General features: G+C 60.0%; 23 protein-coding genes and 2 pseudogenes. 10 read left to right on the top strand and 15 right to left on the bottom strand.

The window, feature by feature from the left end; translation table 11 throughout:
* Positions 1-714: 714 nt before the first annotated feature.
* From N181_RS28170 to N181_RS28125, 10 genes are read right to left on the bottom strand one after another with little or no spacing between them, the layout of a single operon-like run.
* Positions 715-1,752 (bottom strand): Gfo/Idh/MocA family protein, encoded by a 1,038-nt coding sequence (locus N181_RS28170; protein WP_037435803.1) that lies wholly within the window; start codon positions 1,750-1,752, stop codon positions 715-717.
* A gap of 7 nt (positions 1,753-1,759) precedes the next feature.
* Complete coding sequence (gene aroQ, locus N181_RS28165; RefSeq protein ID WP_037435802.1) at positions 1,760-2,209, bottom strand: type II 3-dehydroquinate dehydratase; 450 nt, start codon at positions 2,207-2,209, stop codon at positions 1,760-1,762.
* Between the two features lie 33 nt (positions 2,210-2,242).
* Complete coding sequence (locus N181_RS28160; RefSeq protein WP_015886723.1) at positions 2,243-2,611, bottom strand: 5-carboxymethyl-2-hydroxymuconate Delta-isomerase; 369 nt, start codon at positions 2,609-2,611, stop codon at positions 2,243-2,245.
* Between the two features lie 14 nt (positions 2,612-2,625).
* Positions 2,626-3,486 (bottom strand): shikimate dehydrogenase, encoded by an 861-nt coding sequence (locus N181_RS28155; protein WP_037402220.1) that lies wholly within the window; start codon positions 3,484-3,486, stop codon positions 2,626-2,628.
* A gap of 18 nt (positions 3,487-3,504) precedes the next feature.
* A complete protein-coding gene (locus tag N181_RS28150; protein WP_050994764.1) occupies positions 3,505-4,278 on the bottom strand; it encodes an amino acid ABC transporter ATP-binding protein in 774 nt (257 codons plus the stop codon).
* A gap of 7 nt (positions 4,279-4,285) precedes the next feature.
* The gene (locus N181_RS28145; protein WP_037435800.1) at positions 4,286-5,110 is read right to left on the bottom strand and encodes a transporter substrate-binding domain-containing protein; all 825 of its coding nucleotides are present in this window, start codon (positions 5,108-5,110) and stop codon (positions 4,286-4,288) included.
* A gap of 41 nt (positions 5,111-5,151) precedes the next feature.
* Positions 5,152-5,802, bottom strand: a complete 651-nt coding sequence (locus N181_RS28140) for an amino acid ABC transporter permease (protein ID WP_037435798.1) — start codon at positions 5,800-5,802, stop codon at positions 5,152-5,154.
* Positions 5,803-5,811: 9 nt separating this feature from the next.
* Complete coding sequence (locus N181_RS28135) at positions 5,812-6,480, bottom strand: amino acid ABC transporter permease (protein WP_037402211.1); 669 nt, start codon at positions 6,478-6,480, stop codon at positions 5,812-5,814.
* Positions 6,481-6,526: 46 nt separating this feature from the next.
* Positions 6,527-7,348, bottom strand: a complete 822-nt coding sequence (locus N181_RS28130; protein ID WP_037437468.1) for a sugar phosphate isomerase/epimerase family protein — start codon at positions 7,346-7,348, stop codon at positions 6,527-6,529.
* Positions 7,348-8,085, bottom strand: coding sequence for a GntR family transcriptional regulator (locus N181_RS28125; protein WP_014766263.1), 738 nt, complete (start codon positions 8,083-8,085; stop codon positions 7,348-7,350). The genes N181_RS28130 and N181_RS28125 overlap by 1 nt, the downstream gene beginning before the upstream one ends.
* A 259-nt stretch (positions 8,086-8,344) precedes the next feature.
* Here N181_RS28125 and N181_RS28120 point away from each other — a divergent pair, with 259 nt between their 5' ends.
* From N181_RS28120 to N181_RS28105, 4 genes are read left to right on the top strand one after another with little or no spacing between them, the layout of a single operon-like run.
* A complete protein-coding gene (locus N181_RS28120; RefSeq protein ID WP_037402206.1) occupies positions 8,345-9,238 on the top strand; it encodes an intradiol ring-cleavage dioxygenase in 894 nt (297 codons plus the stop codon).
* Between the two features lie 24 nt (positions 9,239-9,262).
* Positions 9,263-10,045 (top strand): fumarylacetoacetate hydrolase family protein, encoded by a 783-nt coding sequence (locus N181_RS28115; RefSeq protein ID WP_018237596.1) that lies wholly within the window; start codon positions 9,263-9,265, stop codon positions 10,043-10,045.
* Between the two features lie 8 nt (positions 10,046-10,053).
* Positions 10,054-10,845 (top strand): 4-hydroxy-2-oxoheptanedioate aldolase, encoded by a 792-nt coding sequence (gene hpaI, locus N181_RS28110; protein WP_037402203.1) that lies wholly within the window; start codon positions 10,054-10,056, stop codon positions 10,843-10,845.
* A complete protein-coding gene (locus N181_RS28105) occupies positions 10,832-11,515 on the top strand; it encodes a transporter substrate-binding domain-containing protein (RefSeq protein WP_037402201.1) in 684 nt (227 codons plus the stop codon). Before hpaI ends, N181_RS28105 begins: the two co-directional genes overlap by 14 nt.
* Before the next feature lie 950 nt (positions 11,516-12,465).
* Here the strand turns inward: N181_RS28105 and N181_RS35615 are convergent.
* The gene (locus N181_RS35615; protein WP_370036555.1) at positions 12,466-13,071 is read right to left on the bottom strand and encodes a calcium-binding protein; all 606 of its coding nucleotides are present in this window, start codon (positions 13,069-13,071) and stop codon (positions 12,466-12,468) included.
* A 61-nt stretch (positions 13,072-13,132) separates the two neighbouring features.
* Here N181_RS35615 and N181_RS28085 point away from each other — a divergent pair.
* Positions 13,133-13,453: pseudogene (locus N181_RS28085) on the top strand (M24 family metallopeptidase); the annotation flags it as partial.
* A gap of 64 nt (positions 13,454-13,517) precedes the next feature.
* Here N181_RS28085 and N181_RS28080 read toward each other — a convergent pair.
* Both N181_RS28080 and N181_RS28075 read right to left on the bottom strand, forming a co-directional pair.
* Positions 13,518-14,111: a DJ-1/PfpI family protein gene (locus N181_RS28080; RefSeq protein WP_037402187.1), complete on the bottom strand. Its 594-nt coding sequence runs from the start codon at positions 14,109-14,111 to the stop codon at positions 13,518-13,520.
* A 724-nt stretch (positions 14,112-14,835) separates the two neighbouring features.
* A pseudogene (locus tag N181_RS28075) lies at positions 14,836-15,730 on the bottom strand (LysR family transcriptional regulator).
* A 154-nt stretch (positions 15,731-15,884) separates the two neighbouring features.
* Here N181_RS28075 and N181_RS28070 point away from each other — a divergent pair.
* A complete protein-coding gene (locus N181_RS28070; RefSeq protein ID WP_037402184.1) occupies positions 15,885-16,553 on the top strand; it encodes a hydrolase in 669 nt (222 codons plus the stop codon).
* Positions 16,554-16,693: 140 nt separating this feature from the next.
* Here N181_RS28070 and N181_RS28065 read toward each other — a convergent pair whose 3' ends face one another.
* The gene (locus tag N181_RS28065) at positions 16,694-17,551 is read right to left on the bottom strand and encodes a copper resistance D family protein (protein WP_234885978.1); all 858 of its coding nucleotides are present in this window, start codon (positions 17,549-17,551) and stop codon (positions 16,694-16,696) included.
* A 131-nt stretch (positions 17,552-17,682) separates the two neighbouring features.
* Here N181_RS28065 and N181_RS28060 point away from each other — a divergent pair, with 131 nt between their 5' ends.
* The 4 genes from N181_RS28060 to N181_RS28045 are packed head-to-tail and all read left to right on the top strand — an operon-like array spanning position 17,683 to position 22,403.
* Positions 17,683-19,203 (top strand): ABC transporter substrate-binding protein, encoded by a 1,521-nt coding sequence (locus tag N181_RS28060; protein ID WP_037435791.1) that lies wholly within the window; start codon positions 17,683-17,685, stop codon positions 19,201-19,203.
* A gap of 13 nt (positions 19,204-19,216) precedes the next feature.
* A complete protein-coding gene (locus tag N181_RS28055) occupies positions 19,217-20,155 on the top strand; it encodes an ABC transporter permease (protein ID WP_037435789.1) in 939 nt (312 codons plus the stop codon).
* Complete coding sequence (locus N181_RS28050) at positions 20,152-20,976, top strand: ABC transporter permease (protein ID WP_037435787.1); 825 nt, start codon at positions 20,152-20,154, stop codon at positions 20,974-20,976. Before N181_RS28055 ends, N181_RS28050 begins: the two co-directional genes overlap by 4 nt.
* Positions 20,973-22,403 (top strand): ABC transporter ATP-binding protein, encoded by a 1,431-nt coding sequence (locus N181_RS28045; RefSeq protein ID WP_060564051.1) that lies wholly within the window; start codon positions 20,973-20,975, stop codon positions 22,401-22,403. Before N181_RS28050 ends, N181_RS28045 begins: the two co-directional genes overlap by 4 nt.
* 197 nt (positions 22,404-22,600) lie before the next feature.
* On the opposite strand, the gene N181_RS28040 is transcribed toward N181_RS28045, so the two are convergent.
* On the bottom strand, positions 22,601-23,218 hold the full coding sequence (locus tag N181_RS28040) for a cupin domain-containing protein (RefSeq protein WP_037435783.1): 618 nt from the start codon (positions 23,216-23,218) through the stop codon (positions 22,601-22,603).
* Between the last annotated feature and the right edge of the window lie 571 nt (positions 23,219-23,789).

The raw sequence follows: 23,789 nt of genomic DNA, 5'->3' as shown, positions 1-23,789 counted from the left end.
TTGGCGCGGGATAAAATCCGTCACCACCAAAACTGCGTCAGAGCCAAAATTGGACGCCGATAAGGGGTGAATTTTGCACGCCGATTGACACACCAGGGTCGATCTTTCCGGTTTAGGTCACCGTCGCAGTCGGGTGGAATCCGGAAGCCCGTAGTCGGCATGCAGAGCGACTGCAATGCGGACTTTTCGGACGCTTGGGGACACCACGTTGAACGTCGTGAGGGGCCGACTGCCGACCGTCCGCTGCTAGGAGGTGCAACACGAAAACCAGACACATGGCCGCCCGATGCCAAGGTCTGAAATTGGCCCCGAAGACGAGCTTTAGCTCCGCTGCTCTCGACGGCGGTAGCGGGTGGTGACCGGTCGTCTGCTGCGGTTAGCCCGAATGGCCGAGATGCGGACTTTGAAGACGTTCAGATTGGCGGCTGGGAGGGACGAGTTCGACCCGTTGCGGACACCCGGCTCCAAGTACCGAATGACAAAAAGGCACGTCAAGGCGGACGTTGATTTCTGCCTTAAGTCGGTTCAAGCAGTCACACAGAAGCGTTGCGTCGTTGCCGAAGCAGGCGCGTTTCGATGGCGGCGAAGACAGAGCGGCGGCGACGATTTCCTCCGCCAGAAGCGCGATGCCCAACGTCGGTGTTGAGCCGGCGTTCTCATCGCATCGGATGCAAGGAGACGCGAAGGGCGAGCAGGCGGTCACATTACTCGGCGTCAGTTCAACTCGATACGTTCTCCCGTTGCCGCCGAGCGTTTTACCGCATCGACTACCCTCAAGGTTTCGAGCCCCTCACGCCCGCTGACAAGCGGCGGTTCGTCTCGTCGGATCACCTTGCAGAATTGCCTGATCTGCAGAACGAGGGGGTCCTCGTCGTCGACCTCGATACGCGTTTGGTCAAATGGTTCCCACCAACTCCGTTTACCAGGATTGCGCCAGACCTCGAGCGACGGAACAGCCAGCGACCCGTGCGTTCCTCCGATCATGTAACAGGATTGCTCGGTTTTGGGGTAAGCCGGATTCTCTCCGCTTGTCATCTCCCAGCTCCACGGTGCGACCACCGCGTCCGAGACTGTCGCAGTTCCCAAAACTCCATTCTTGAACTCGATCAGGATCACAGCCGTTTCCTCAACTGCGTTGCCGCGCACCGCGTTGGACTCGCGTGCCTGAACCGCAGCCACATCGCCGAAAAGGTAGCGCAGATTATCGACATCGTGGATGAGATTGAGGAAAATCGGCCCCGCACCGCGCTCGCGACGCCACGAGATGTCGAAGTAGTCGTCGGGCTTGAATAGCCAGAACATCGCATTGACAACAAGAACGCGGCCGAGCTTCCCGCTTTCGATGATTTCCTTTGCCTTATGCATCACCGGATTGTGTCGGCGGTGATGGCCGGTCAAAAGAGGAACACCTTTTGCCTCAGCCGCTGCGATCAGCTTTTCCCCGGATATAATGTCATCGGCGATAGGCTTCTCGATGAGTGCGGGAATGCCGGCTTCAACGGCTTCCAACCCGTTCTGGACGTGAGCCGGGTTGGGCGTAGCCACGATGATCCCATCAGGTCGGTCTGCGGCAATCATGTCCGCGAAGCTTGGAAACCACTTCACGCTGGCTTCCTTGGCAATGGTCTCGCCAACCGGCGTGGGATCGACCACGGCACTGAGTTGCGCCGAGGGCTCGGCCAGGACGTGCTGAATATGGCGCTTACCGATGAGGCCTGCCCCAAATACGGCCAGCTTAACCCGTTGGGTCATGGTCACCTCAGCCCTTGCCCGCCGCCTTGATCATTGTCGCCGCGCGCCGGATGCCAAGCTGGTATCCTTCTGTTCCAAGGCCGCAAATCACGCCGTCCGCGCGGTGCGAAACGAACGAATGGTGTCGGAAGCTTTCGCGCTTGTGCACATTGGAGATGTGGATCTCGATCACAGGCCCTTCAAATGTGTTCAGAGCGTCAAGGATGGCGAGTGAGGTATGGGTGAAGGCCGCTGGATTGATGACGATGCCCGCACCGTCCTCGCGCGCCTCATGAATCCAATCGATGATCTCGTATTCCCGGTTGCTCTGATGAAAGCGGATTTCATGGCCGAGTTCGGCTGCCAGTTCGCGGCAGTCCGCCTCTACGTCTGCGAGCGTTTCATGCCCGTAGATGTGCGGCTGGCGTTTGCCAAGCAGGTTGAGGTTTGGTCCATTGAGAACGTAGATCAGGCTCATAGCATAGTGTCCTTGTTGAGCACGTCGTCCTGGTCAGACGAACGCGATTGCTTGAACAGCAAAATCAGGGTCCGACTCGTAGAGATCTGCGCGCAAGCCGAGCCTTCCCGCTTCGAGAGCAGGCGCGGCGATCGCCCGCGCGGCGTCGAGAACGGCAGTGAGAAGCTTCTGCTTGGTCTCTGCAGTACGACCCGGTGCCATCCGCACGATGATTTGGATGAAATGATTATCGACATGCTCATCGCCCACGCAGGAGTATGTCGCCTCCCGCGCAAGCGTGCGCACGGCGGAAGGTTTCACAAGGCCGCCATCGCGAACGCAGCGATGCACGGTGAGCGTGAGCCGGTCCATGGCTACATGCTCGCCTGCGCCCCGGCTATAATCGATGATGATATGCGGCATTTGGGATCTCCCCATCAAGCCAACAGGCGGCACAAGTCCGTAAAGTGACGGGACATGCGCTCTGCGTCGGGTGCTATCCCGGTGAACAATTCGAAAGCCGCTGCTGCCTGGTAGACGGTCATGCCGCCGCCACGAAGGGTCCGGCAGCCTTTTCTTTCGGCGAGAGCAAGGAGCTCTGTGACGAGCGGCATATAGACGATGTCGGCGACCCAATGCCGTGGCAGAAGCCATTCCGGGTCAATCGGCAAACCAGGATGGCTCTTCATACCCGTCGGCGTCGCGTGGATAAGGCCGTCCGCGGAGCGCAGGGTGCTGCCGACATCCGTCGTGGCACGAGCGCAATCCCTTGAGAACCGATCGTTCAACTGCCCAGCCAAGGTTTCTGCCCGTTTCGAATCCTGGTCAAAGATCGATAATCGCTTAATACCGAGCTTGATTGCGGCATGCGCCACGGCGACACCGGCGCCGCCGGCGCCAAGCAGGACGGCATGCGACTTCGCGACGTCCGGAAGGCCGCGCTGGAAATTCTCGTAGAAACCGTACCAATCAGTGTTGTGGCCGATCCTCTCGCCGTCACGAAAGACCACGGTGTTGACCGCACCGAGCATCTCTGCATCCTCGGAAAGGCGGCTGAGGTGGGCGATCACAGACTGCTTGCACGGATGTGTAATGTTGCTCCCGGCAAAACCGCGCCGCTCTTCCTCGTCGAGGAGATCCGGTAGCGCCGAGGCAGGAAGGCCTCGCTCGGCCAGATCGAGAAGCTCGTAACGGTAATCGAAGCCCTGATGTCGAGCCTCCGTTTCGTGGAGCGCCGGGGACTTTGACATTTGGATGTCGGCCCCGATCAGTCCCACGAGGAATTTCTTGTCGTGCATTGGTATCGCTTTCGAACGTCAGTGGTGCGCAAGGATTTCGCCGAGGAAGGTTTTCGTGCGTTCGTGCTTGGGAGACTTGAAGAAGACTTCGGGTTCGGCCTCTTCGACGATTTCTCCGGAGGCCATGAAGATGACGCGATCAGCGACCTGACGGGCAAACCCCATTTCGTGCGTGACACAGATCATCGTCATGCCGTCACGGGCGAGCCCGATCATGGTGTCGAGCACCTCCTTCACCATTTCAGGATCGAGGGCAGAGGTCGGTTCGTCGAAGAGCATGACCTTCGGCTCCATGCAGAGCGCGCGAGCGATGGCAACGCGTTGTTGTTGTCCGCCGGATAGCTGCGCAGGATACTTTTCGGCCTGGTCAAGGATTCGAACGCGCTCGAGATATTTTCGAGCCAGTCGCTCTGCGTCAGTGTGGCTTGTGCCTCGAACACGCATCGGGGCGAGTGTACAGTTCTGAAGTACGGTCATGTGCGGGAATAGATTGAAGCTCTGAAAGACCATTCCCACTTCGCGCCGTATCGCATCGACGGATTTGGTGCTTCCGTCCAGTGCCTGACCCTCGACGACGATCTTGCCGTCCTCGATCGTTTCGAGGGCATTGATGCAGCGGATTAACGTTGATTTCCCGGAGCCTGACGGCCCGCAGAGCACGATTTTTTCGCCTTTGCGGACCGACAGACTGATGGATTTCAAGGCATGGAAAGCGCCGTACCACTTCTGCACGTCCTCAAGGGAAATCAGCGTCGGTTGATCGTTTGCGGAATTGAGCACGGAACTCTCCATTTGGGCTTTAATTGACGGTGAACGGGATGTTCGAAATGGATTCCGGGAACTGCGGCAGATCGATCGCCATCCACTTCTTCGTAATGGCGGCCAGCTCACCATTGGCCTTGATCTTGTCGATGAAGGCGTTGACGGCTTCGTTCCAGTCCTTCTCGCCGAGTCGGGTCCCGACGCCGTTGTAGGTCGTCAGAAAGTTAATCTTGCGCTCATAGGTGCCGGCACTCGCCGCATCCAGACGCTGACCATAGAACTGGTTGCCGCCAACCGCCCTTACCTGTCCGGAGATGAGAGCCTGGATGGTTGCGGCGTCGTCATCAAAGCGGCGAACCGTTGCGGTGGATCCGACGGCATCCGTTACTGCCTTATCCTGCGAACTGGACTTCGGAACGCCGATCTCCCATCCCGCAACGTCTTCAGGCTTGGTAACGGTGTCGGACTTCGCGGCATAAAGCGAAATCGTGTTAGCGGCGTAGGGCTTGCTGTATTGAATTGATTTCGCGCGTTCTTCCGTCATCGCCATCGTTGCGAACAGGATGTCGACTTTGCCGGTCGTAAGCGCCGGAATTCGGTTGGCAACGGCGAGCGGCTGGAATTCAACCTTCACGCCTAATTCCTCGGCAAAAAGGTTGGCGACGTCAGCGTCGAAGCCGTCCTGCACGCCGCTTGTGTTGACGAACCCCCATGGCGCATTGTCGCCCTGGATGCCGACCACAAGCGTGCCCTTTGCGTTGATTTCTTCCACACTTGCCGCAGAGGCGGTGGCAGCGCCAACGGTTGCGAAGGCAACGGTTGCCAGTGCAAGTCCGAGAAAATTCCTACGATTGTTATGCATGCTTATTCTCCTCCTCAAGAGTTTTGCTTCGAGCGAAGCGGTTAGCGGGCAGCTTTCGCCATCCGTTTTTCGAGGCCACTTCCGGCATAGGAGAGCGGCCAGCAAATGATGAAGTAGATTGCGCCGACGATCCCGAAGACGAGCAGCGGACGATAGGTCTGGTTTGAAATGATATAGCCGGCGCGAGTCAGTTCAATGAAGCCTACGATTGCTGCTAGCGACGTGCCCTTGATGAGCTGGACAAGGAAGCCGATCGTGGCCGGCATCGAAATTTTCAGGGCCTGCGGCAAGATGACATCTTTCATCCGCGAGACATAATGCAGACCGAGGGCGTTGGCGGCCTCCGTCTGGCCCTTCGGCACAGCCTCGATGGAGCCGCGCCAGATCTCGCCCAGGAAAGCACTGGCATGGAGCGTGAAGGCGATTGCGACCGCAATCCAGGCGTTGACCTCGAAGCCCAACAGCGCAACGCCGTAATAGACAACGAAGAGCTGCATCAGAAGGGGCGTGCCCTGGAAGACGCTGATATACCCTGCGGTGATCGTCCGGGCGACCTTCGTCTTCGAGGTGCGCAGCAGCGCGATCAGGATTCCGAATATCCCCCCACCGATGAAGCCCACGATCGCGAGCAGCACGGTCCACCTCAAACCCTGCATCAGAAAGAAGAATTCATTTTCGCCGATGGGACCCATGGCTGCCTCCTATCGCGTCGGGTAGTTGAAGTAGTGGCGAGAAATGAGGGCAAAGAGGCCCATCATCAGCGTCGAGATAACCAGGTAGGTAGCGGTCACCGTGAAATAGACTTCGAAGCTGCGGAAGGTGTCAGACTCAATGCGCTGAGCGGCCGAGGTCAGTTCGTAGGCGGCGATTGACGTGCAGACAGACGTTGTCAGTGTCAGCATGATGAACTGGCTTGTGAGCGAGGGATAAATCGCCCGCAGCGCCGGCTTGAGCACGATAAGCCGGAAAACGTCCGCCTTGTGCAGACCAAGTGCGAAACCTGCCTCGATCTGGCCGCGCGACACGCTTTCGACCCCCCCTCGGATGATCTCGATTGCGTACGCCCCACCATTGATGCCGAGGGCAATGATCGCCGTAACGGTCGGATTGAGGCGGATGCCCATGAGAGGAAGGGCAAAATATATGAAGAAGATCTGCACCAGGAATGGCGTATTACGCACGACCTCGACGAAGACGATAACGAGAGTGCGCGTGATCTCGCTCTTGGAAGTCCTTGCAACAACGCCCAGGATTCCGATGACGAGTGCGAGGAGCATCCCAGCCAACGCAAGGCCAAGCGTTCCAAGCGAACCCCACAGCAATTCCGGGGCGCGGTCGAGGACCGCACCGAAATCAAACGTATAAGTCATGTAAGACTTCCTCCCTCCGACCGGCGTACGCCGCGTCGGCGCCGGATCAATGATCCGGTTTCAAAATCCCCAGTGCGCTGTCATGCAGATGTTTTAGATGTGCCTCCGGGTCCACCGGCCCGACGAGTGGCACTTCAACCGAGATAGCAGCGCCGTATTCGGTTGCCGCCCAGAGGTCCTTCAATGGCAATTCGCCTTCTCCAGGAGCGAGCCTGCCGCTTCTCGCCTCGGCGATCATCGCGTCCGATGTTTTGGGAGCAGGCCCGCGGACGTCGCAAAGCTGGACGTGTTTTATCTTCCCTGCATTTGCGCGAAGCTCGTCGATCGAGGCTCCGTTTCGGAAGAAGTGAATCCCGTCAACAAGGACACCGGCGTTCTCTGCTCCGCAGGAATTCACGACCGCTACGCTGTCGCGAAAGGTTCTTACCGTCCGCCAGCCCATGTTTTCGATGTCGACTGACATGCCATATCGCGCCGCGAGGGCGCAAAACTCAGAAAGGTTTGTGGCAAGACGGCCGCCGTCTCGATCATCGCCGCAAACACTCAGCCGGCGGGCCCCTATGTTCGCAGCGGCTGCCACGGTCGCCTCATGGGAGGCCGCAACGAAGCTCTCGTCGATCACGAAGAACTCGATATCGAACACCTTGATGCCTTCGCCATCGGCAACTGTCTTGAACTCCTGGGCACTCTGGCTGCCCACCGGCAACTCGTAGAAAGGGGCTCCGGGAAAGGCGGGGTGCAGACGCAGACCTATCGACGCAAAACCCGCCCGAGCAGCTATCCCGGCGAATTCCTTGGGCGGCAGCGCGATGGATGAAAAATGCGCCACGCCCAGTTCAAGCCCCGGTCTTGGCGTCGCGACGGTCATCACAAGATCCCCTTTGTCGCGAGGTGATTGCGCAGATTGGTTCCCGTGCGGTGAATATGCTGACGCAACATATCGCACGAATAGTCCAGATCCCGCGCGACGGCTCCCTGAGCAATCTCACTGTGCTCTTGGCTGACGTTGCGGTCACCCGACGTGCGGGTCAGAAACACCCGGCGATAACGGTCGTTGAGATTAAGAAGCAGTCTGCAGAAATGGAGCAGGATCGGCTTCCCGCAGCCAGAGATGAGTGTCAGATGGAATTCGCGGTGGAGCTCTTCCCAGCGCTCCAGTGTCTCTGGCCGAGCCGCGTCGCGCTCGGTGCGGTTAAGGCGATGCAGCGCGCGCATGACGTTGCCCTCCCACTCCACATCGCCGAGCCGCATGGACTCGCGAAGCGCAAAGACTTCAAACTCTTCACGCAGGGTGGTGATCTCTTCCAGATTGGCCAAGGAAATTGATGAAACGCGGTAGCCGCGATTGTCCTCGAACTCCACTAGACCGTCCGATATCAGCCGCGCCAACCCTTCACGCAGCGGACTGAGGCTTACGTTGAACGTCTTGCGCGCCTTGTCGAGATTGATCTTGCTGCCGGCCTGAAGCTCGCCGGAGATGATCGCCTCACGAAGACGGGATGCAAGCTGGCTCCCAATTGTGTTTTTGCCGTCGTCAAGAAATCCAGAAGACGATGGGGCATCTTCTGTCGTCGGAGCAAATGCGCCGTCGTCATCCGGTACCATTGTTCCTCCCAAGGCTCCCCCCCGAACTAATTGTCGATGATCGATACAATAAACGATTATTCGTGTCAACTTGAGAGCGCTGAAATCTGCAAAAAGTCGAGCTTCAGCTAACTTTGTGCGATTAGTATGTAATGAAATCAACGTATTACTATGGCCATATCCCTGTTTCTCTTGGCTATTGGCGCCGCAAGAATGTACGGCGGCCTTGACAGATAATCGATTATTAGGATAGTCGGGGAAATCGGGAGGTAGCCCCACAATGGTGATCAAAACTGAAAGCGATCTGACGCCAGCCGTCCTCGCTGTGATGAATCGCACTGAAGACCCCCGCCTGCGAGAAATCCTCGTCGCGATGGTCAAGCATCTTCATGCCTTCGTGCGCGAGGTTCGACTGACGGAGGTCGAGTTTCGGGAGGCGACAGCCATGCTGAATGAGATCGGGAAGCTGCATACTGATCACCACAACGAGTTTGTGCTGATGGCCGGTTCTCTTGGCGTGTCTTCACTTGTCTGCCTGCTGAACAATGGCGACAGAGGACAGACTGAGACCTCCCAGTCGCTGTTGGGCCCATTCTGGCGCCTCAACTCTCCGCGAGTCGAAAATGGCGGGACGATTATCCGATCCGAGACGCCGGGCACTCCCTTGTTCGTGCATGCCAAGGTCGTTGACCGCGACGGTAAGCCAATTGCCGGCGCCGAAGTGGATGTGTGGCATGCATCTCCCGTCGGTCTTTATGAAAACCAGGACCCGGACCAGGCCGAGATGAACTTGCGCGGCAAATTCATGACCGACGAGCAAGGTCGGTTCTGGTTCAGGACCGTCAAGATGGTCGGGTATCCGATACCGGTCGATGGCGTGGTCGGACGCCTGCTCAAAGCTCAGAGACGCCATCCGCACCGACCAGCGCACCTGCACGCACTGATCTTCAAGCACGGATACAAGACGCTGATTTCCCAGGTCTTCGATCCCAGCGACCCGAACATCGATTCCGATGTTCAGTTCGGTGTCACGGCAGCGCTGACCGGCGACTTCATTCGTCATGAGGAGCCCCATCCGACCGAAGCGGATATTCCTGGTCCGTGGTTCTCGCTCGACTACACCTATGTCATGGAACCCGGCGAAGCCGTTTTGCCGCGTCCTCCGATCAAATAAATCACGATCAGCAGAGCAAACGATATGATTACCGAAGAAGAACGCCGGGCCGCGGCAGATGCGCTGCTCAAAGCTGAAATTGAGCGCAAGCCGATCATACAGCCTAGCGAGACCTACCCGAACCTCGAACTCGAGGACGCCTACCGAATTCAGGCTTTGTGGGCGGAGGCGAGGGTAGCCAAGGGCGCGCGGATCGTCGGCCATAAGATTGGCCTGACGTCACGCGCAATGCAGATGGCTTCGAAGATGACGGAGCCGGACTACGGCTGCATTCTTGACGATGCGCTTTACAACGACGGAGCGCAGATCAGGGCTGACTTGTTTATCAAGCCGCGCCTCGAGGTCGAGCTGGCCTTTGTTATGGGTGAGGATCTCGTCGGGCCCGGCACCAGGATCTATGATGTCATGCGTGCGACCGAGTTCGTTGTCCCGGCGCTCGAGATTATCGACTACCGGACCGAAGTCCCTCGAGCGATCACCGATACCATTGCGGACAACGCGGCTTTCGGCGCTCTCGTCGTTGGCGGCCGTATAATTCGCCCGATGGACATTGATATCCGTTGGGTCGGAGCGACTCTTTCCAAGAACGGCATCATCGAGGAGTCGGGCGTGTCGGCGGCGATCATGGGACATCCGGCAGCCGGCATCGCGTGGCTGGTCAACAAACTTCATGCTGTGGGCGGTGGCCTGAAGAAGGGACAAATAGTCCTGGCCGGCTCCTTCACGCGTCCTGTCGATATCGCGAAAGGTGATGTCATTCAGGCCGACTATGGCCCTGTTGGCTCCATCGGCGTGTCGTTCGTGTGAGGTGCTAGATGGAACATCCTGTCAATCGGTTCAAGCGGAAGCTCCTTGCTGGTCAAAGTCAGATCGGCCTGTGGTGTGGCCTGCCGGGAAACTACGCCGCGGAAATCGTCGCGCCTTCAGGTTTCGATTGGCTCCTGTTCGACACGGAACATTCTCCGGGTGACGTTCTGACCGTCCTGCCACAATTGCAAGCGGTCGCACCATACGACGTTTCCCCAGTCGTCCGCCCGGCCATCAACGACCCTGTTCTCATCAAACGTTTCCTTGATATTGGCGTTCAGACACTGCTCATTCCCTACGTTCAGAACGCGGAAGAGGCGAAAGCCGCAGTCGCGGCGGTGCGATATCCCCCGGATGGAATTCGTGGTGTTTCTGCCCTGACACGCGCCACTCGTTTCGGCCGAGTTGCGAACTATGCGCAAAATGCGGAACGGGAAATTTGCCTGTTGCTGCAAGTTGAGACGCGGGAAGCGCTTGGCAACCTCGAGTCGATTGCCTCGGTAGAGGGAGTGGATGGGGTATTCGTAGGACCGGCAGACCTAGCTGCGAGTTTCGGACACAGGGGCCAACCAAGCCACCCGGAAGTGGTCGATGCAATTGTAGACGCGATTGAACGCCTGAAAGCGTTGGGCAAGCCTGCGGGCATTCTTACCCCGGATGAGAAGTTCGCGGCACGGTGCATCTCACTGGGAACACTATTTACTGCCGTTGGTGTCGATGTCGCTGTTCTGGCAAGGGGAGCGGAAGCACTCGCGGCACGATTTGCATCTCAGGGAGCGTACCACGATGTCGCAACGTGATGAGCTCCTCACTGAAATCGCACCGACGGGAGTCATCAGAGCGGCGGTCAACATGTCGAATGCCGCACTTGTCCAACTCGATCCAGCGACAGGCGTTCTAACAGGGCCGAGCGCGCAGATCGCGATCGCACTTGCGGCAGAACTCGACTGCAGTTTGTCGCTGGTTCAATACGGATCGGCCGCTGACATTCTTGCGGCTGCCGAAGGCAATGAGTGGGATGTTGCGTTCATTGCTTCCGATCCGTCACGTGCCGATAGGTTCTCCTTCTCGCCCCCCTATACCACGGTGACCGCCAGCTTTCTGGTTTCAGACAGTAGCCCGCTAGGGAGCGTGGAGCATGTTGACGTCGAATGGGTGCGCATTGCCGCCGCCAGAACCGCTGCGTATACAAAGCAGCTCGAGCGACAGGTTAGAAATGCAATTGTCCTCCATACCGAAAATCCCGCCTCCGCCCTGGACATGCTTGTATCCTCCCGGTGCGATGCGGCTGCGGGCTTGACTGAGTCCCTGTCACGTTTCTGCGAAGAGAATCCAGGTTTCCGTGTTGTTGAGGGGACATTCTCGAAAGTGCCTCAGGCGATCGCTGTGCATCGGAGGTGCGTTCACGCTTCAACCTTCCTGTCGGACTTCATCCAGCAGCATTGCAGTGCGGGTAAGCCGAGCAATTGAAGCAGTTGGCGGGACATGCGAGGGAGCCAGGTCGAGGGGACGCGACACGTTAACCCCGAATAGTCAATTGGAATCCTCTTCCCTCTCAAGCGTTCCGACTCGGAAGTTCATGTTCCGTTGAGCCTTTGGGTACGATGTCGAGCAACTCTTATTCCCAAGGGTTGGCGGTGGCCGTGCCCTGGATCATGGGCGTGTGCTTCGTGGTGCTGGCGCAGCAAGTCCTTGCCGTAGTCGTTGCCATTCGGCGTCCTGACGACCGCGTGGATGTGCCCGCGCGTCGGCCACGCCCCGCCGCCACCGCGAGAATGGCCTAGATCGGCGCTTCTCCCCCACAACACCATGACCGCCAGGTAAACTGCGAGCGCCATCGCGACCGACTGGATAAGCATCATCAGGCGGCGACGCGGAAGCCGGTCGGCGGTTTTTTGCCGGGTGGTACGATCGCGTTAGGACTACCGTCTTTTCCGTGGCGATCGCATCGCGAAAGTCTCATTCCTGGACGATCGCTACTCCCGCAGCCGCCGTCAGCTTGTCCAGCCAGGAAGAGCTTCGACGCAAGCAACAAGGCGGCAGTTAAAATTCGTCCTAGTACGGGCCGGCACGAGTGGCCGAAAGGTCCCCGCTTAGCCGCCGTCCGACATCTGCGCATTGGACTTCCGCTCACCCCCCACCTGTGCCGCTGACGGCGACACCTGGGAGGACCGGATTGGGTGGAGAGCCGAAGTTCGGCCACGCCTCAGTTAAGTTCTGGATCGCGTCAGTGAGCGGCCCTTTGCGCTGGGACCCCACTCTTAGGCGGGGCGCTCGGCGGATCCACCATTCGCTTGAAGCCGCTGGGTCGATCAAACCGCGCCTACCGAGCCTCGCTCGACGTATCCTACATGGACGCTCACACGGGCAGCTATGTTTGCGCTAAGCGCGGCCGAGCAGTGCCGGCCGCGCTTCTGCTATCAGAGGAAGAGCGAATCATCGTACCGCGCCACGCCGGTCAGGACGATCTGGTCGCCGTCCCCGTCGAGGGTCAATACCAGCGATCCGAGCAGGCTCTTTTGGCTGACGACCTCTGCTTCGCCGAGATCGATTGCGTCGATGCCGGTTTTGAAATCACCGATTACCGTGCGGTCGCGATGACCATCATTTGTATCCGTAGCGAAGAGGAAGACGTCGGCACCCGCGCCGCCCAAGACATGATCGAGCGCACCTCCACCGGCTGTGATCATGTCGTTGCCGCGCCCACCGTCGATCCAATCACTGCCGCGGCCACCACGCAGCACGTCGTCGCCCACGCCCCCTACGATCCGGTCGAGCCCCGCGCTCCCTACGATCACGTCGTTACCGCCGCGACCGTCGAAGTACAGCGCACCCTTGGCGCCCTCCCATGCGGTGAGCAGGTCGTTGCCTTCGGTTCCGACATAGCTGCGCGGCGCCTGCTCCTTCTCGTCATCGGTCGAGAGCTTCCAGATATCGAGATCGAGCGCCGCAGACCCGCCCTCGGCGAAAAGCTCGACGCCGAGGCTTCCCGGATCTGGGAAGATCTGGTCGGTAATCGTGCGCAGGCCGTCATTGGCGAAGAGTTCGACCGAAGCCGCATCGACGAAGATATGGAGCTTGATGTCCGGGGCTCAAGCCAGTGAGATGATTGCGACGGCGGAAAAGATGCTGGAAAGCTCGCCCTCGGCCGCCTTTACCGACTTCTTCTGCCACGGCATGGGTCTCATCAGCCACGAGGCACCGTTCCTGATGACCAACCACCCGGTTGCCTATGAAGGCGTGGACGCGGATCGGCCTCTGGAGGCAGGCATGGTCATTTCCGTCGAGACCACGATGCTTCACCCGAGGCGAGGTTTCATCAAGCTCGAGGACACGCTCGCCGTCACGAGGGACGGATACGAGATGTTCGGCAACAGAGGGCGCGGCTGGAATCCAGGGGCGGTATAGGGGGCGGCGAGACCACTGGAGAAATGGAGCCCGGCGCACGATCGGGTGCCGGGCTCGTAGTCTATCAGTTGTGGTAGATCTCGGTGCCGAGAACCTTAAGGCACTCCCGCATGAAGGCGGCAAGAGCCGTCCAGCCCTTTGCCGATACCATCGTCCCGTCGACATAGGCCGCGGTGGGGGAGAGGTCGATATAGGTGCCGCCAGCCAGCGTGACTTCCGGCTCGCAGGCGCCGAGTGCGCCGACCTTCTTGCCGCGCACGACACCGTCGACCGCGATTAGAATTTGTACGCCGTGGCAGATCGTGAAGATTGGCTTCTGCTTTTCGTGGAAGTGCCGCACGATTGCCTGCACGCGTTTGTCGGTGCGAATGTATTCCGGACCACGGCCGCCGGCGCAGTAAACGGCGTGATACTCGTCGAGTTGAGTTTCTGCTTCCGCGAACGTCTTGTTGATGACGACATTGTGGCCGAGTTTCTCGGTGTAGGTCTGGTCGCCTTCGAAGTCGTGCAGGGAGGTCCGCAGGATGTCGCCGGCTTTCTTGTCCGGGCAGACGACATGGACCGTATGACCGACGGCCTCCATGGCCTGCTGGAAGACGAAGATTTCGTATTCTTCGGTGAAATCACCGGTAAGCATGAGAATCTTCTTGCCTGGCATAGTCTTCTCCTCCTCGTGGTTGAAAGCCGCGGACCGACTCCATCCGCCTGCATGGATCCGTTTTTCAGTCCGGCGAGCTCCGCCTTCGTGACATGCTAGCTTGCGACATGTACTCCAGACCCGCAGCCTCAGCCTGAACTCGAGATCTTCTTATCGAACTGCATGCGGTGGTTCAGCGGGCGTTGATGCCGCATCTTTCCCAGGCCGGTTGCGCGTGCGAATTCAAAGCGCTGTCAGGCATCCGGCGGAGTCAAATAACTACAGATTCAACTTGGATTTAATTTGCTTCGCGCGTCGAGATTCCCCAGATCGGTCGTTCCCTTTGTCTGTCACCGGTGGGCCTATCGGTCGATCTTTCACCTCCCTCGGAGTGCCCAACGTGTCGAGGGGAGCCGGCAGCGGACATACAGCTAACTTCGTAGTGGACACCGCGCGGGAGATGCATCGTCGGCCGAGGTTACAAAAGAATAGACCCGCCCCGCAAGGTCCGGAATGTCCGCACAGCGCTTGCTCGCGCCACGGCGTCCGCAAATTGGGCTCATCGAGCCGTTCGTATTGCCGGGACACCAATGGCAGCAATGGGTCGGAACGGGACCTGGACGTCTCCGATGGGGGGAAGCGGTCACTCGACCAATTACTTTTCGGAGACGAGAACGCGCCAACAGCGGTCATCCCCGCGCCCTGACATCGAGTGAGACCGGCTGGGCTTCGCGCCATTCGTGCCTTAACGACCGACACCCGTAGGGTCCGGGGTCTGTTCGAAACACTCGATCAGCATTTCGGTGAGGACACGTACCTTCCTTGCGGGATGCTGGCCTGGCGGTCGGATAACATAGACACCTGCCGGAGGTGGTGGATGGCGTGTCATGACCGGAACCAGCGCGCCGGAGGCCACATATTGATGGGTGACGCCATCGGGAATCCAAGCGATACCGAGCCCTGCTAATGCGGCGGCGGCGAGAGCTATGGCGTTGTCGGCCTTGAAGCGCCCCCGCGGATGTACCGTAATGATGTCATCGCCATCCATAAATTGCCAGGCTTCCGTTCCCTGCATGAGAGCCTGATGGGCGATGAGCTCCTCCGGCTTTTCAGGGGAACCATGCGCTTTGATGTAGTCCGGGCTTGCGACCAGTTTCCCGTAGATCGGCCCGACGCGTCTCGCGATCAGATTAGAGTCCTGAAGATAGCCAACCCGGATCGCACAATCAAAGCCCTCTGCAATGAGATCAACGAAGCGATCACTGTAGGAAGTATGGATGTGAAGCTGCGGGTGGCGTCGCGCCATGTCCGCGAGCACGGGAGCGAAGTGGGTCGGGCCGAAAGAAAGCGGCACAGCAACTCTCAAGCGGCCGCAAAGGTCACCGGCGGGTAGGATCGTTTCCCTCGCCACGTCGATCTCGGCACAGACTTTTGGCTGCATGGTCCCGAAACGTGATCCCGGCTTCTGTGAGAGCGGCGCCGCGGGTAGTTCGTGCAAGAAGCTGGACGCCAAGCTCCGCTTCAAGCCGGACGAGCCGCCGACTGACGATTGACTTGGAGACGCCGAGCCGCCGCGCGGCGGGCGAAACTCCCCCCGCATCAGCAACTTCCACGAATGTCCGCAGCTCTTCGATGTCCAATTCAGCGTTCCCCATTTCGCGACACAGCGTGGCACAATGGAGTGCTACCGTATCATGAATAGGAATGACAGTGTCCGTTTCGTAGGCAGCGCCGCTGTCAGCGCATGTCTCCCGTCAAACCAACCTCACACACAAAACAGCAGAGGATGTATTCATGACTTTTCGTAATGGCCTTGATTCGCTCCTTCGTCCCGAAGACTCGGTACTCGTCCTGATCGATCACCAGCCTTACCAGCTCGCGAACCTGAACAGCCACGATCCGCAGGCGGTGGTCAACAATTCGACCGCCCTGGCGAAGGCTGCCAAGGCCTTCGGTGTTCCCACCATCCTGACGAGCGTGATCGCCGATCGGGGCGGTCTCCTCTTTCCGCAAATCACCGATGTGTTCCCCGGCCAGGAGGTGATCGACCGGACGTTCATCAACACCTGGGAGGATCAAAAGGTCGTGGACGCGGTCAAGGCGACGGGCCGCAAGCAGCTGATCATCGCGGGCCTGTGGACCGAGATATGCGTCGCGATGCCGGTGATCCAGGCGCTCGGCGAAGGCTGGGATGTGACGGTCATCACCGACGCGTCGGGAGGGACTTCGGTCGAGGCCCACGAGGTCGCTATCCAGCGCATGATCGCGGCTGGCGCGAACATGATGACCTGGCTGGCGTTAGCGTCCGAATGGCAGCGCGACTGGGCCCGGACCGAGCACGCCGCAGAGTTGACAGACGTGCTCAAGCAACATGCCGCCGGCAGCGGCATTGCGTATCTATGGGAGCAGCAGCTGCTCAACACGCCAGTGCCGAACTCCGCGCGCTGTTTTGAGCGGGGATGACGAGAACCTTGAACCCAGAGCGGCCACACGTCCACGCGATCCGCAAGGACAGCAATGGGGACAGAAAACGGACGCACGAGAAATATATTCGATAGCAAATACGGTTCGCGCTAGAGTCTGTGGCCGACGCCCCATTGCGGTCACCGACGGATGCTGATCTGTTCTTCGAGACTTACCCTTTCGAAGTCGCTGATCAGGATGTCGACGCGGACACGCCAGGTACGCGGCAGCGGGATGGTCATATAGTCGATCCGCCAGGTTCCTTCATTGAGACGGACGGCCTGTCGCCTGAACGGCTCGATGCCGGAGTCGGGCTTGGAAAGGACAAGGGTCACCTCCTTCGCATCGAGCCGCTGGAACTCGCCGGTCAGGACGTTGATCGAGACTTCCACGTCGCCGGCGCGTCCGGGCGAGACCTGAACGAGAGCCATTGCCTTGTCTGCGTGGATGTGCACGGTCGCGGGCTGCGCCGCTGCGGCCGCCAGGGCGCGCGGCGGTGGCGTGAAGCGCCAGCAGGCAGCGACCGCGAATATCAGTAGCACGATCGCCGTTTCCGCGGCAATCGAGCGGACGAGCCGCTTGGTGGCGGGGCCATCGCCGGCCAAAACCGGCTTGGCCAAACGCCAACGATTGCCGGCGGCCAGCAGGAACAATGCGACGAGCAGGCCGAGTTTGAAGAGAAACACCCGGCCATAGGCCGTATCCAAAAGGGCGTGGAGCCTCTCCACCTGTACTATGGCCAGCACGACTCCCACTGCGATAAGCACAATGAGCACCAGGGGGATGACCGCAGAGAAGCGACGCAGTGCCGGAACGGCTGCCGGATCACCCCGCCGCAGGGCGAGGCGCAGAGGTGCCAGCGCTCCCAGCCAGAAGCTGATTGCCATCGCGTGAAGGAACACCGCCGTTCGCATCCGCCATTGTGGCGCAGCCGCAGCCGCATGGCCGCTCAGCGATAATGCCGCCGCCGCAAGGATGAGGGCTGCAAGCGACGGCATGCGCGAAAACGTCACCGCGTCCGCGACACGGAATAACGTTATTACATAACTTTCCATTTGACGAATGTAATAACGTAACATATTGAGGCAGGCGCCTAGCTTCGTCACGGAACAAGTATTTGGAGGTCTCAATGCGCACACTGCGCGTGCTGTTCACTACGGTTGCACTCAGCGTCGCCGCGACGCTTAACCCGGCCTATGCGGAGGTGCTCAAGGTTGCCGGCCCCTGGGAGATCGCTGGCACCGACCCCGCCCAGACCGGCTATGTATTCAGCCGATTGCAGGTCGCCGAAACTCTTGTGACCGCCAACCGTGAAGGCGAGATCGTGCCCGCGATTGCGCATCAGTGGAGCGTTAGCGGCGATGGTCTCATATGGCGCTTTACGCTTCGAGAGAATGCCCAGTTCCATGATGGCACGCCCGTGACGGCGGAAACGGCAGCGGCCAGTCTGAAGCGAGCACTTGCAGGTGTCGGCGTGCTTGCTCAGGCGCCGATTGCCGACATCGCCAGTGACCGTCGTGACGTGGTCATCAGGCTGACGAAACCATTCTCTGCTCTGCCCGCCTATCTCGTCCATTTCAGCACGATCGTGCTCGCGCCTTCTTCCTTCGATGCCGCGGGCAAAGTCACGCAGACCGTGGGATCCGGCCCCTACAGAGTAAAGAGCCTTACCGCTCCGGCGCGGCTGGAGTTGCAGGCCTCCGGTGGGTGGTGGGGCGGCAAGCCCGCGATTGATGAAGTCAGCTACCTCGCCGTTGGGCAAGGCGAGACGCGGGCGCTGATGGCGGAAAGCGGTGAAGCCGATCTGGTCTTTTCGATGCTGCCGGTCTCGGTGGATCGCTTGAAAGCGAATACGAAACTCGATGTGCAGATTGCCACCATCCCCCGCACGCGCATTCTCAAGGTCAATGCGGCCTCGCCCTTCTTCGACCAGGTCGAGGAGCGGCAGGCGATCAGCGCAGCGATCGACCGCGTTGGGATTACCAAAGTGATCCTGCGCAACGCCGATCTGGCTGCAACCCAGCTTTTCCCGCCTGCGATTAAGGGCTGGAATTCCCCCGACATCCAGCCGCTCGTGCGGGACGTGGACAAGGCGAAGGAACTCTTGGCCGCGGCGGGCTGGAAAGCCGGCAGTGACGGTATTCTGGAAAAGGATGGCAAGCGATTCAGCGTGACGCTGCTGACCTATTCCAGTTGGCCTGAACTGCCCCCCATCGCCACGGCGCTTCAGGCCCAGCTTCGGCACGTAGGAATCGAGGTGAAGGTGTCCGTGGGTAACAGCTCGGAAATTCCGGCGCGCCACCAGGACGGAACACTGGAGATGGGGCTGATCTCGCGACTCTATTCCATCGTGCCGGATCCGGTCGGAACGCTGCTCCAGGACTATGGCCCCGGTGGAAGCGACTGGGGCTCGATGGGTTGGGACAACAAGGAAATCCAAGGTGTCGTCCAACAACTTGCGGCGACGAGCGATGCGGCGGCCCGCGCTCCGCTTCAGGCCCGCGCCGTGGAGATTCTGCAGCGAGAACTGCCAAGCATTCCAGTCACGTGGTCGGAGCTCGCTATCGTCTCGAACAAGAGGATCACTGGCGTCGAGGTCGATCCCCTCGAAGTGAATTACGGCCTGTCGGCCATCCGCTGGGCAGAGTAATCGGGAGAGCGCAATGCGAAACTTCCTTGTTGCGCGCCTGCTCCAGGCGGGGCTGGTGGCCACCGTGGTCGGCGCCCTGTGCTTCGTCCTTATGCGCGTGCTGCCCGGTGACGCCGCCATGCGTATTGCTGCCGGACGCTACGGACCGGATGCGCGGATTGCCGAAGCGGCAGAAAAGATGAGGCTCGAGCTGGGCCTCGACCGCCCGCTCACGGCCCAGTTCCTGGAATGGATAGGCGACGTTCTGCGCCTTGACCTCGGACATTCGCTCGTCACAGGTTCACCCGTAGTTCATGAGCTGAAGGTGCAGCTCGGCGCTTCCATGTGGCTTGCCGCATCGGCGCTCGCGCTGTCGCTTCTCGTCGGCCCCGTCATCGGTCTCTTCTCGGGGCTCAAGCCGGGAGGCGCTATTGACCGTCTGGCCTTGGCAGGTGCGGTGATCTTCCGCGCCATTCCACCGTTCGTTCTCGGCCTGATTCTGATGCTGGTCTTTTCTAAGCAGCTCGGCTGGTTGCCTCCAGCCGGTTTTGGGTCGCCGCGCGAGATGCTGCTTCCCGCCCTGACGCTCGCTCTCGGGCTCGCCGCCATGTCAAGCCGGATCACGCGCAACTCGGTCGCTGCCGTTGCCAAGGCACCATATTTCGCCTTCGCCCGATACAAGGGACTGCCGGAAGCGGTTGTCGTCGGCCGACATGGACTTCGCAACGCTGCCATCCCGGTCGTTTCCTATCTCGGCCTGCAGGCAGTCTACCTGGTCGAAGGCGTCGTCGTCGTGGAATCCCTCTTTGCCTATCCGGGCATCGGCCACGCCCTGGTCCACGCGGTTGTCGAACGGGACATTCCCATGGTCCAGGGGACGGCGCTAGTGATGGGACTGATGTTCGTCGTCATCGCCGCCATTGTTGACCTTCTGACGCATTGGCTCGATCCGCGTGTGAGGAGAATGGCATGAGTTCGATCGGCGATCTGTCCTTTGCTCGGCCGAAAGGGCGACTGCCCGCAGGGCGCATGTTTGGCGCCGGGCTCCTCGTTCTGCTTGGTTGCTTTGCGATCATCGGGCCAATGCTCATTCCTGCTGATCCCGCGGCGCAGGATTTTAGCGCCAGTCTCGCGCCGATCGGTGGCGACTTTTTGCTCGGGGCGGATCACTACGGGCGCAGCCTCCTCGCCCGTCTCGCCCACGGCGCTCGCCTTTCGTTCGGCCTCGCTTTCCTGACCATGCTCGCCGCCGCTCTTCCCGGAGTGCTGCTCGGTCTTGCCGCCGCCTGGAGAGGTGGATGGACGGAGCGGTTTCTGGAACTTTCGGCAACGATCGTGCTGGCACTGCCCGGCCTGATGTTGGTGCTACTGCTGCTTGCTTTTGCGCCCGGCAATTATGCTCCGCTGTTTTTAGGTCTTTCGCTGACGCTGTGGGTCGAGTTCTATCGTGTGACGAAGGCGACAACGAAGTCCGTCCTCGCGCAGCCGCATATCGAGGCGGCGCGCATGCTGGGCTTCGGCTCGTGCTACATCCTCGTCAACTATATCTTGCCGGTGATCGCACCGATGATCGCAACGCTTTCGGCCTTTGCGATGGCGACGGCCATCATCGCAGTGTCGACATTGAGTGCGATCAGCGTCGGGCTGCAGCCTCCCACGCCGGAACTCGGCAGCATGATCGTGGAGCTCTTGCCATATTACGCGGAGGCGCCGGTGCATGTTCTGCTGCCGGCCATGCTGATCGTCCTGCTGGTGCTCGGCCTTCAACTTCTCGCGCAGGGAGACCATGGATGAACATTCAAGCAAACCCGGATCTCTCGATTGCCGCCCTGTCGATCGATTCGCCGGAGGGCCGCATCGTCTCCGACATCTCCCTTGCCTTAGGACGGGGGCGACCGGTAACGCTCCTCGGCGAGAGCGGATCCGGCAAGTCGCTCGTGGCACAGGCGATCATGGGCAACTTGCCGCCAGGGCTGCATGCGACGGGGCGCGTCGTCTTCAAGGGCACGGACCTTTTAACCGAGACGCCCGCGCAACGCCGCCGCCGCTGGGGCCGAAGCATTTGCCTGTTGCCGCAGGAGCCGTGGCTGGCGCTGGATCCGACAATGCGCGTCCTGCCGCAGGTGGCAGAGATACACCGCTTCGTCAAAGAGAAGGATGCCGCTCGTAGCAATGCACTTGCGAAGGAGAATCTCGCCGGGGTTTCCCTTGCCCATGCGGGAGCGCTTTACCCCTTCCAGATGTCAGGCGGCATGGGACAGCGTGCGGCGATCGCGATGGCGCACGCCGCCGACAGCGAGCTTCTGATCGCGGATGAACCGACGAAGGGCCTCGACACGGTGCTGCGGGACTCGGTGACGGCACGCCTGAAACGGGAGGTCGAAGCGGGACGGCTGCTGCTGACCATCACCCATGACGTCGCCGTCGCCAGGGCGCTCGGCGGCATGATCGGCGTCATGCTCGATGGTCGGATGGTGGAACACGCCCCCGCGGAAAAGCTACTCGAAGCGCCCGAGCACGCCTATACGAAGGCGCTTCTCGCCGCAGAGCCCGCAAAGTGGGAGCCGCAGGCGTCAGCGGCATCAGGCGAAGTCGTCCTTGCCGGACGCGGTCTGGCGAAGCGATATGATAGAAGGTCCCTGTTTTCGGATCTGGATATTTCTGTCGCCGCCGGCGAGATCGTGTCGATCTTCGGGCCGAGCGGCTGCGGCAAGACGACGCTCGGTAGTATCCTTCTTGGCCTGAGCCCGCCTGACGCCGGCGTGGTCGAGCGCAGGGCGGGAATGTCGCCGCTTCGCTTCCAGAAGCTCTACCAGGATCCACCAGCCGCGTTCGCGCCCCACCAGACGATTCGTAAGGGGCTCACCGATCTGGTGCGCCTGCATGCCAAGGAATGGACGGCAGTCGAGAGATTGCTGGACCGATTGCGCCTGCCGGAAACTTTGCTCGATCGTCTGCCCAGCCAGGTTTCGGGCGGGGAGCTACAGCGTTTTGCGTTGCTGCGCGCCCTGCTGCTCGATCCGGCCTTTCTCTTCGCGGACGAGGCGACGTCGCGGCTCGATCCCGTCAGCCAGAAAGAGGTGATCACGTTCCTGCAGGAGATCGTCAGGGAAACCGGCCCCGCTGTCCTGTTTGTCACCCATGACCGGGACATCGCCGAGAACATATCGGCACGAGCAATAAATCTCGACAACAAGGGGCCACTTGAAACCGCTCATTAGCGCCGGCTCACCGCCCGCATACCCGGCGGTCTGATCTCCCAGCGCGGCAGGTGTCGATGTTTGGCCAGCGATCGATGCTGCTTGATCGGGCCGCCATAGCTTTGTGAGCTTGCGGTGGCCCGACTGGGGTTCCTCAATATCGCCGCTCGACGGTTACAGCCGGGGAAAAGTACTGCCTTCGGCCATCGTCACGTCGTTCAGTCGAGGCTGGCCGGCGAAGAGAACGGCCGACTGGCGTCCACCACGAAGATGGCCAGCTCATCGAGATCGGTTGTGCCGGCGTTGAACACCTCCATCGGCGTGTCGGGCCCGTGTCCGATCATGGTCATGCCGGCTTCAGTATAGGTCACGCCGTGGGGCGTTTTCTGACCGAGCTTGCCGGCCAGCACATAGAATACCTCAGATCCCGGATGCGTATGAACTGATGACTTGGTGCCGGGCGCTCCACCGGCGCGATTGACGCGCAGCAAATACTCGCTTGCGCTGATCGGGGGAAGTGGGCCGATCTCAGCGACTTTGGTTCCGCCTGCTGTGGATCCACCCTTGGATCCGAGGGTGAACAGCCAGGCCTTGTCCGCAACTTCTGCCGCGAGCGAGGTCGGACCCGCGGCGTCCTGGGCCTGCTTCAGCGTTGGGAAATTCTCCAGCCGCCAGTGCAACGGCCCAGACGGCAGCTCTGTTACCTTCTTCTCGACCACCGGCTTGACGAAGAACTTGCTTTCTTCGGACAATGTGGCTGATGTCATCAGCCCGAAAGCAGATAGGGAAAACATAAGCGCGCTGATTTGGCGTACGCTGAGGGATCGCCGCTTCATGATGGGTCCTCCTATTTATGCTTCGTTGGTGGTCGCCCGAAGGCGGGTGCGATGCACGTTCTACAAGCAGGCGACCGTGGCGAGGCGCCGCTCTTCGGTCTCGCACTGTCAAGGCAGAGCGATGGCCGCAAGCAGCTCAAATTTCGTTGCTCGAATGTCGTGGAGAAGTGACGAGCGGCAATGACAGCCGTTGATGGCAAACACCTGACCCGCGCGCATATCCATGCGCTCCCCCTCGACTGCTGGGCGCGAGTATTTCCGACCAGTCATTCTACCACAGTTTTGGAAGCTGAGGGAGCATGTCCAAAACGGCTCCGTTCGCAATATTTCGGCAGATTTGAGAAATGATTCGGATGGCGGGAGGCGTCTGATCGAAACCATGCGCATGGCCGATTTTCTCTCTGCGCCAAGCCGGAAGCCCTGAAAGAGATCGCGACGCCGCTCCGCCTGCCCATGCGAGTAGCATGGAGCCGGGAGGGCGGTCCTCGCATACAATCCCGACGTTCCGAGGTGCTTGGTTGGATGGCATGGTTCCACCGAGGCTGTGTGGAAACGCCTGGTGCTGTGTGGT

Source organism: Sinorhizobium fredii USDA 205 (genome assembly GCF_001461695.1).
GTDB classification, from domain to species: domain Bacteria; phylum Pseudomonadota; class Alphaproteobacteria; order Rhizobiales; family Rhizobiaceae; genus Sinorhizobium; species Sinorhizobium fredii.
This window is presented reverse-complemented; position numbering and strand designations above follow the sequence as displayed.

Bases quoted from the DNA above. Each gene is read 5' to 3' on its own strand.
- N181_RS28135 (WP_037402211.1), bottom strand. From the start codon at position 6,480: ATGACTTATACGTTTGATTTCGGTGCGGTCCTCGACCGCGCCCCGGAA.
- N181_RS28060 (WP_037435791.1), top strand. From the start codon at position 17,683: ATGCGCACACTGCGCGTGCTGTTCACTACGGTTGCACTCAGCGTCGCC.
- N181_RS28115 (WP_018237596.1), top strand. From the start codon at position 9,263: ATGATTACCGAAGAAGAACGCCGGGCCGCGGCAGATGCGCTGCTCAAA.
- N181_RS28145 (WP_037435800.1), bottom strand. From the start codon at position 5,110: ATGCATAACAATCGTAGGAATTTTCTCGGACTTGCACTGGCAACCGTT.
- N181_RS28140 (WP_037435798.1), bottom strand. From the start codon at position 5,802: ATGGGTCCCATCGGCGAAAATGAATTCTTCTTTCTGATGCAGGGTTTG.
- N181_RS28105 (WP_037402201.1), top strand. From the start codon at position 10,832: ATGTCGCAACGTGATGAGCTCCTCACTGAAATCGCACCGACGGGAGTC.
- N181_RS28160 (WP_015886723.1), bottom strand. From the start codon at position 2,611: ATGCCGCATATCATCATCGATTATAGCCGGGGCGCAGGCGAGCATGTA.
- N181_RS28045 (WP_060564051.1), top strand. From the start codon at position 20,973: ATGAACATTCAAGCAAACCCGGATCTCTCGATTGCCGCCCTGTCGATC.
- N181_RS28150 (WP_050994764.1), bottom strand. From the start codon at position 4,278: ATGGAGAGTTCCGTGCTCAATTCCGCAAACGATCAACCGACGCTGATT.
- N181_RS28050 (WP_037435787.1), top strand. From the start codon at position 20,152: ATGAGTTCGATCGGCGATCTGTCCTTTGCTCGGCCGAAAGGGCGACTG.
- N181_RS28120 (WP_037402206.1), top strand. From the start codon at position 8,345: ATGGTGATCAAAACTGAAAGCGATCTGACGCCAGCCGTCCTCGCTGTG.
- hpaI (WP_037402203.1), top strand. From the start codon at position 10,054: ATGGAACATCCTGTCAATCGGTTCAAGCGGAAGCTCCTTGCTGGTCAA.
- N181_RS28170 (WP_037435803.1), bottom strand. From the start codon at position 1,752: ATGACCCAACGGGTTAAGCTGGCCGTATTTGGGGCAGGCCTCATCGGT.
- N181_RS28130 (WP_037437468.1), bottom strand. From the start codon at position 7,348: ATGACCGTCGCGACGCCAAGACCGGGGCTTGAACTGGGCGTGGCGCAT.
- N181_RS28055 (WP_037435789.1), top strand. From the start codon at position 19,217: ATGCGAAACTTCCTTGTTGCGCGCCTGCTCCAGGCGGGGCTGGTGGCC.
- N181_RS28040 (WP_037435783.1), bottom strand. From the start codon at position 23,218: ATGAAGCGGCGATCCCTCAGCGTACGCCAAATCAGCGCGCTTATGTTT.
- aroQ (WP_037435802.1), bottom strand. From the start codon at position 2,209: ATGAGCCTGATCTACGTTCTCAATGGACCAAACCTCAACCTGCTTGGC.
- N181_RS28125 (WP_014766263.1), bottom strand. From the start codon at position 8,085: ATGGTACCGGATGACGACGGCGCATTTGCTCCGACGACAGAAGATGCC.
- N181_RS28080 (WP_037402187.1), bottom strand. From the start codon at position 14,111: ATGCCAGGCAAGAAGATTCTCATGCTTACCGGTGATTTCACCGAAGAA.
- N181_RS28155 (WP_037402220.1), bottom strand. From the start codon at position 3,486: ATGCACGACAAGAAATTCCTCGTGGGACTGATCGGGGCCGACATCCAA.
- N181_RS28070 (WP_037402184.1), top strand. From the start codon at position 15,885: ATGACTTTTCGTAATGGCCTTGATTCGCTCCTTCGTCCCGAAGACTCG.
- N181_RS28065 (WP_234885978.1), bottom strand. From the start codon at position 17,551: ATGCCGTCGCTTGCAGCCCTCATCCTTGCGGCGGCGGCATTATCGCTG.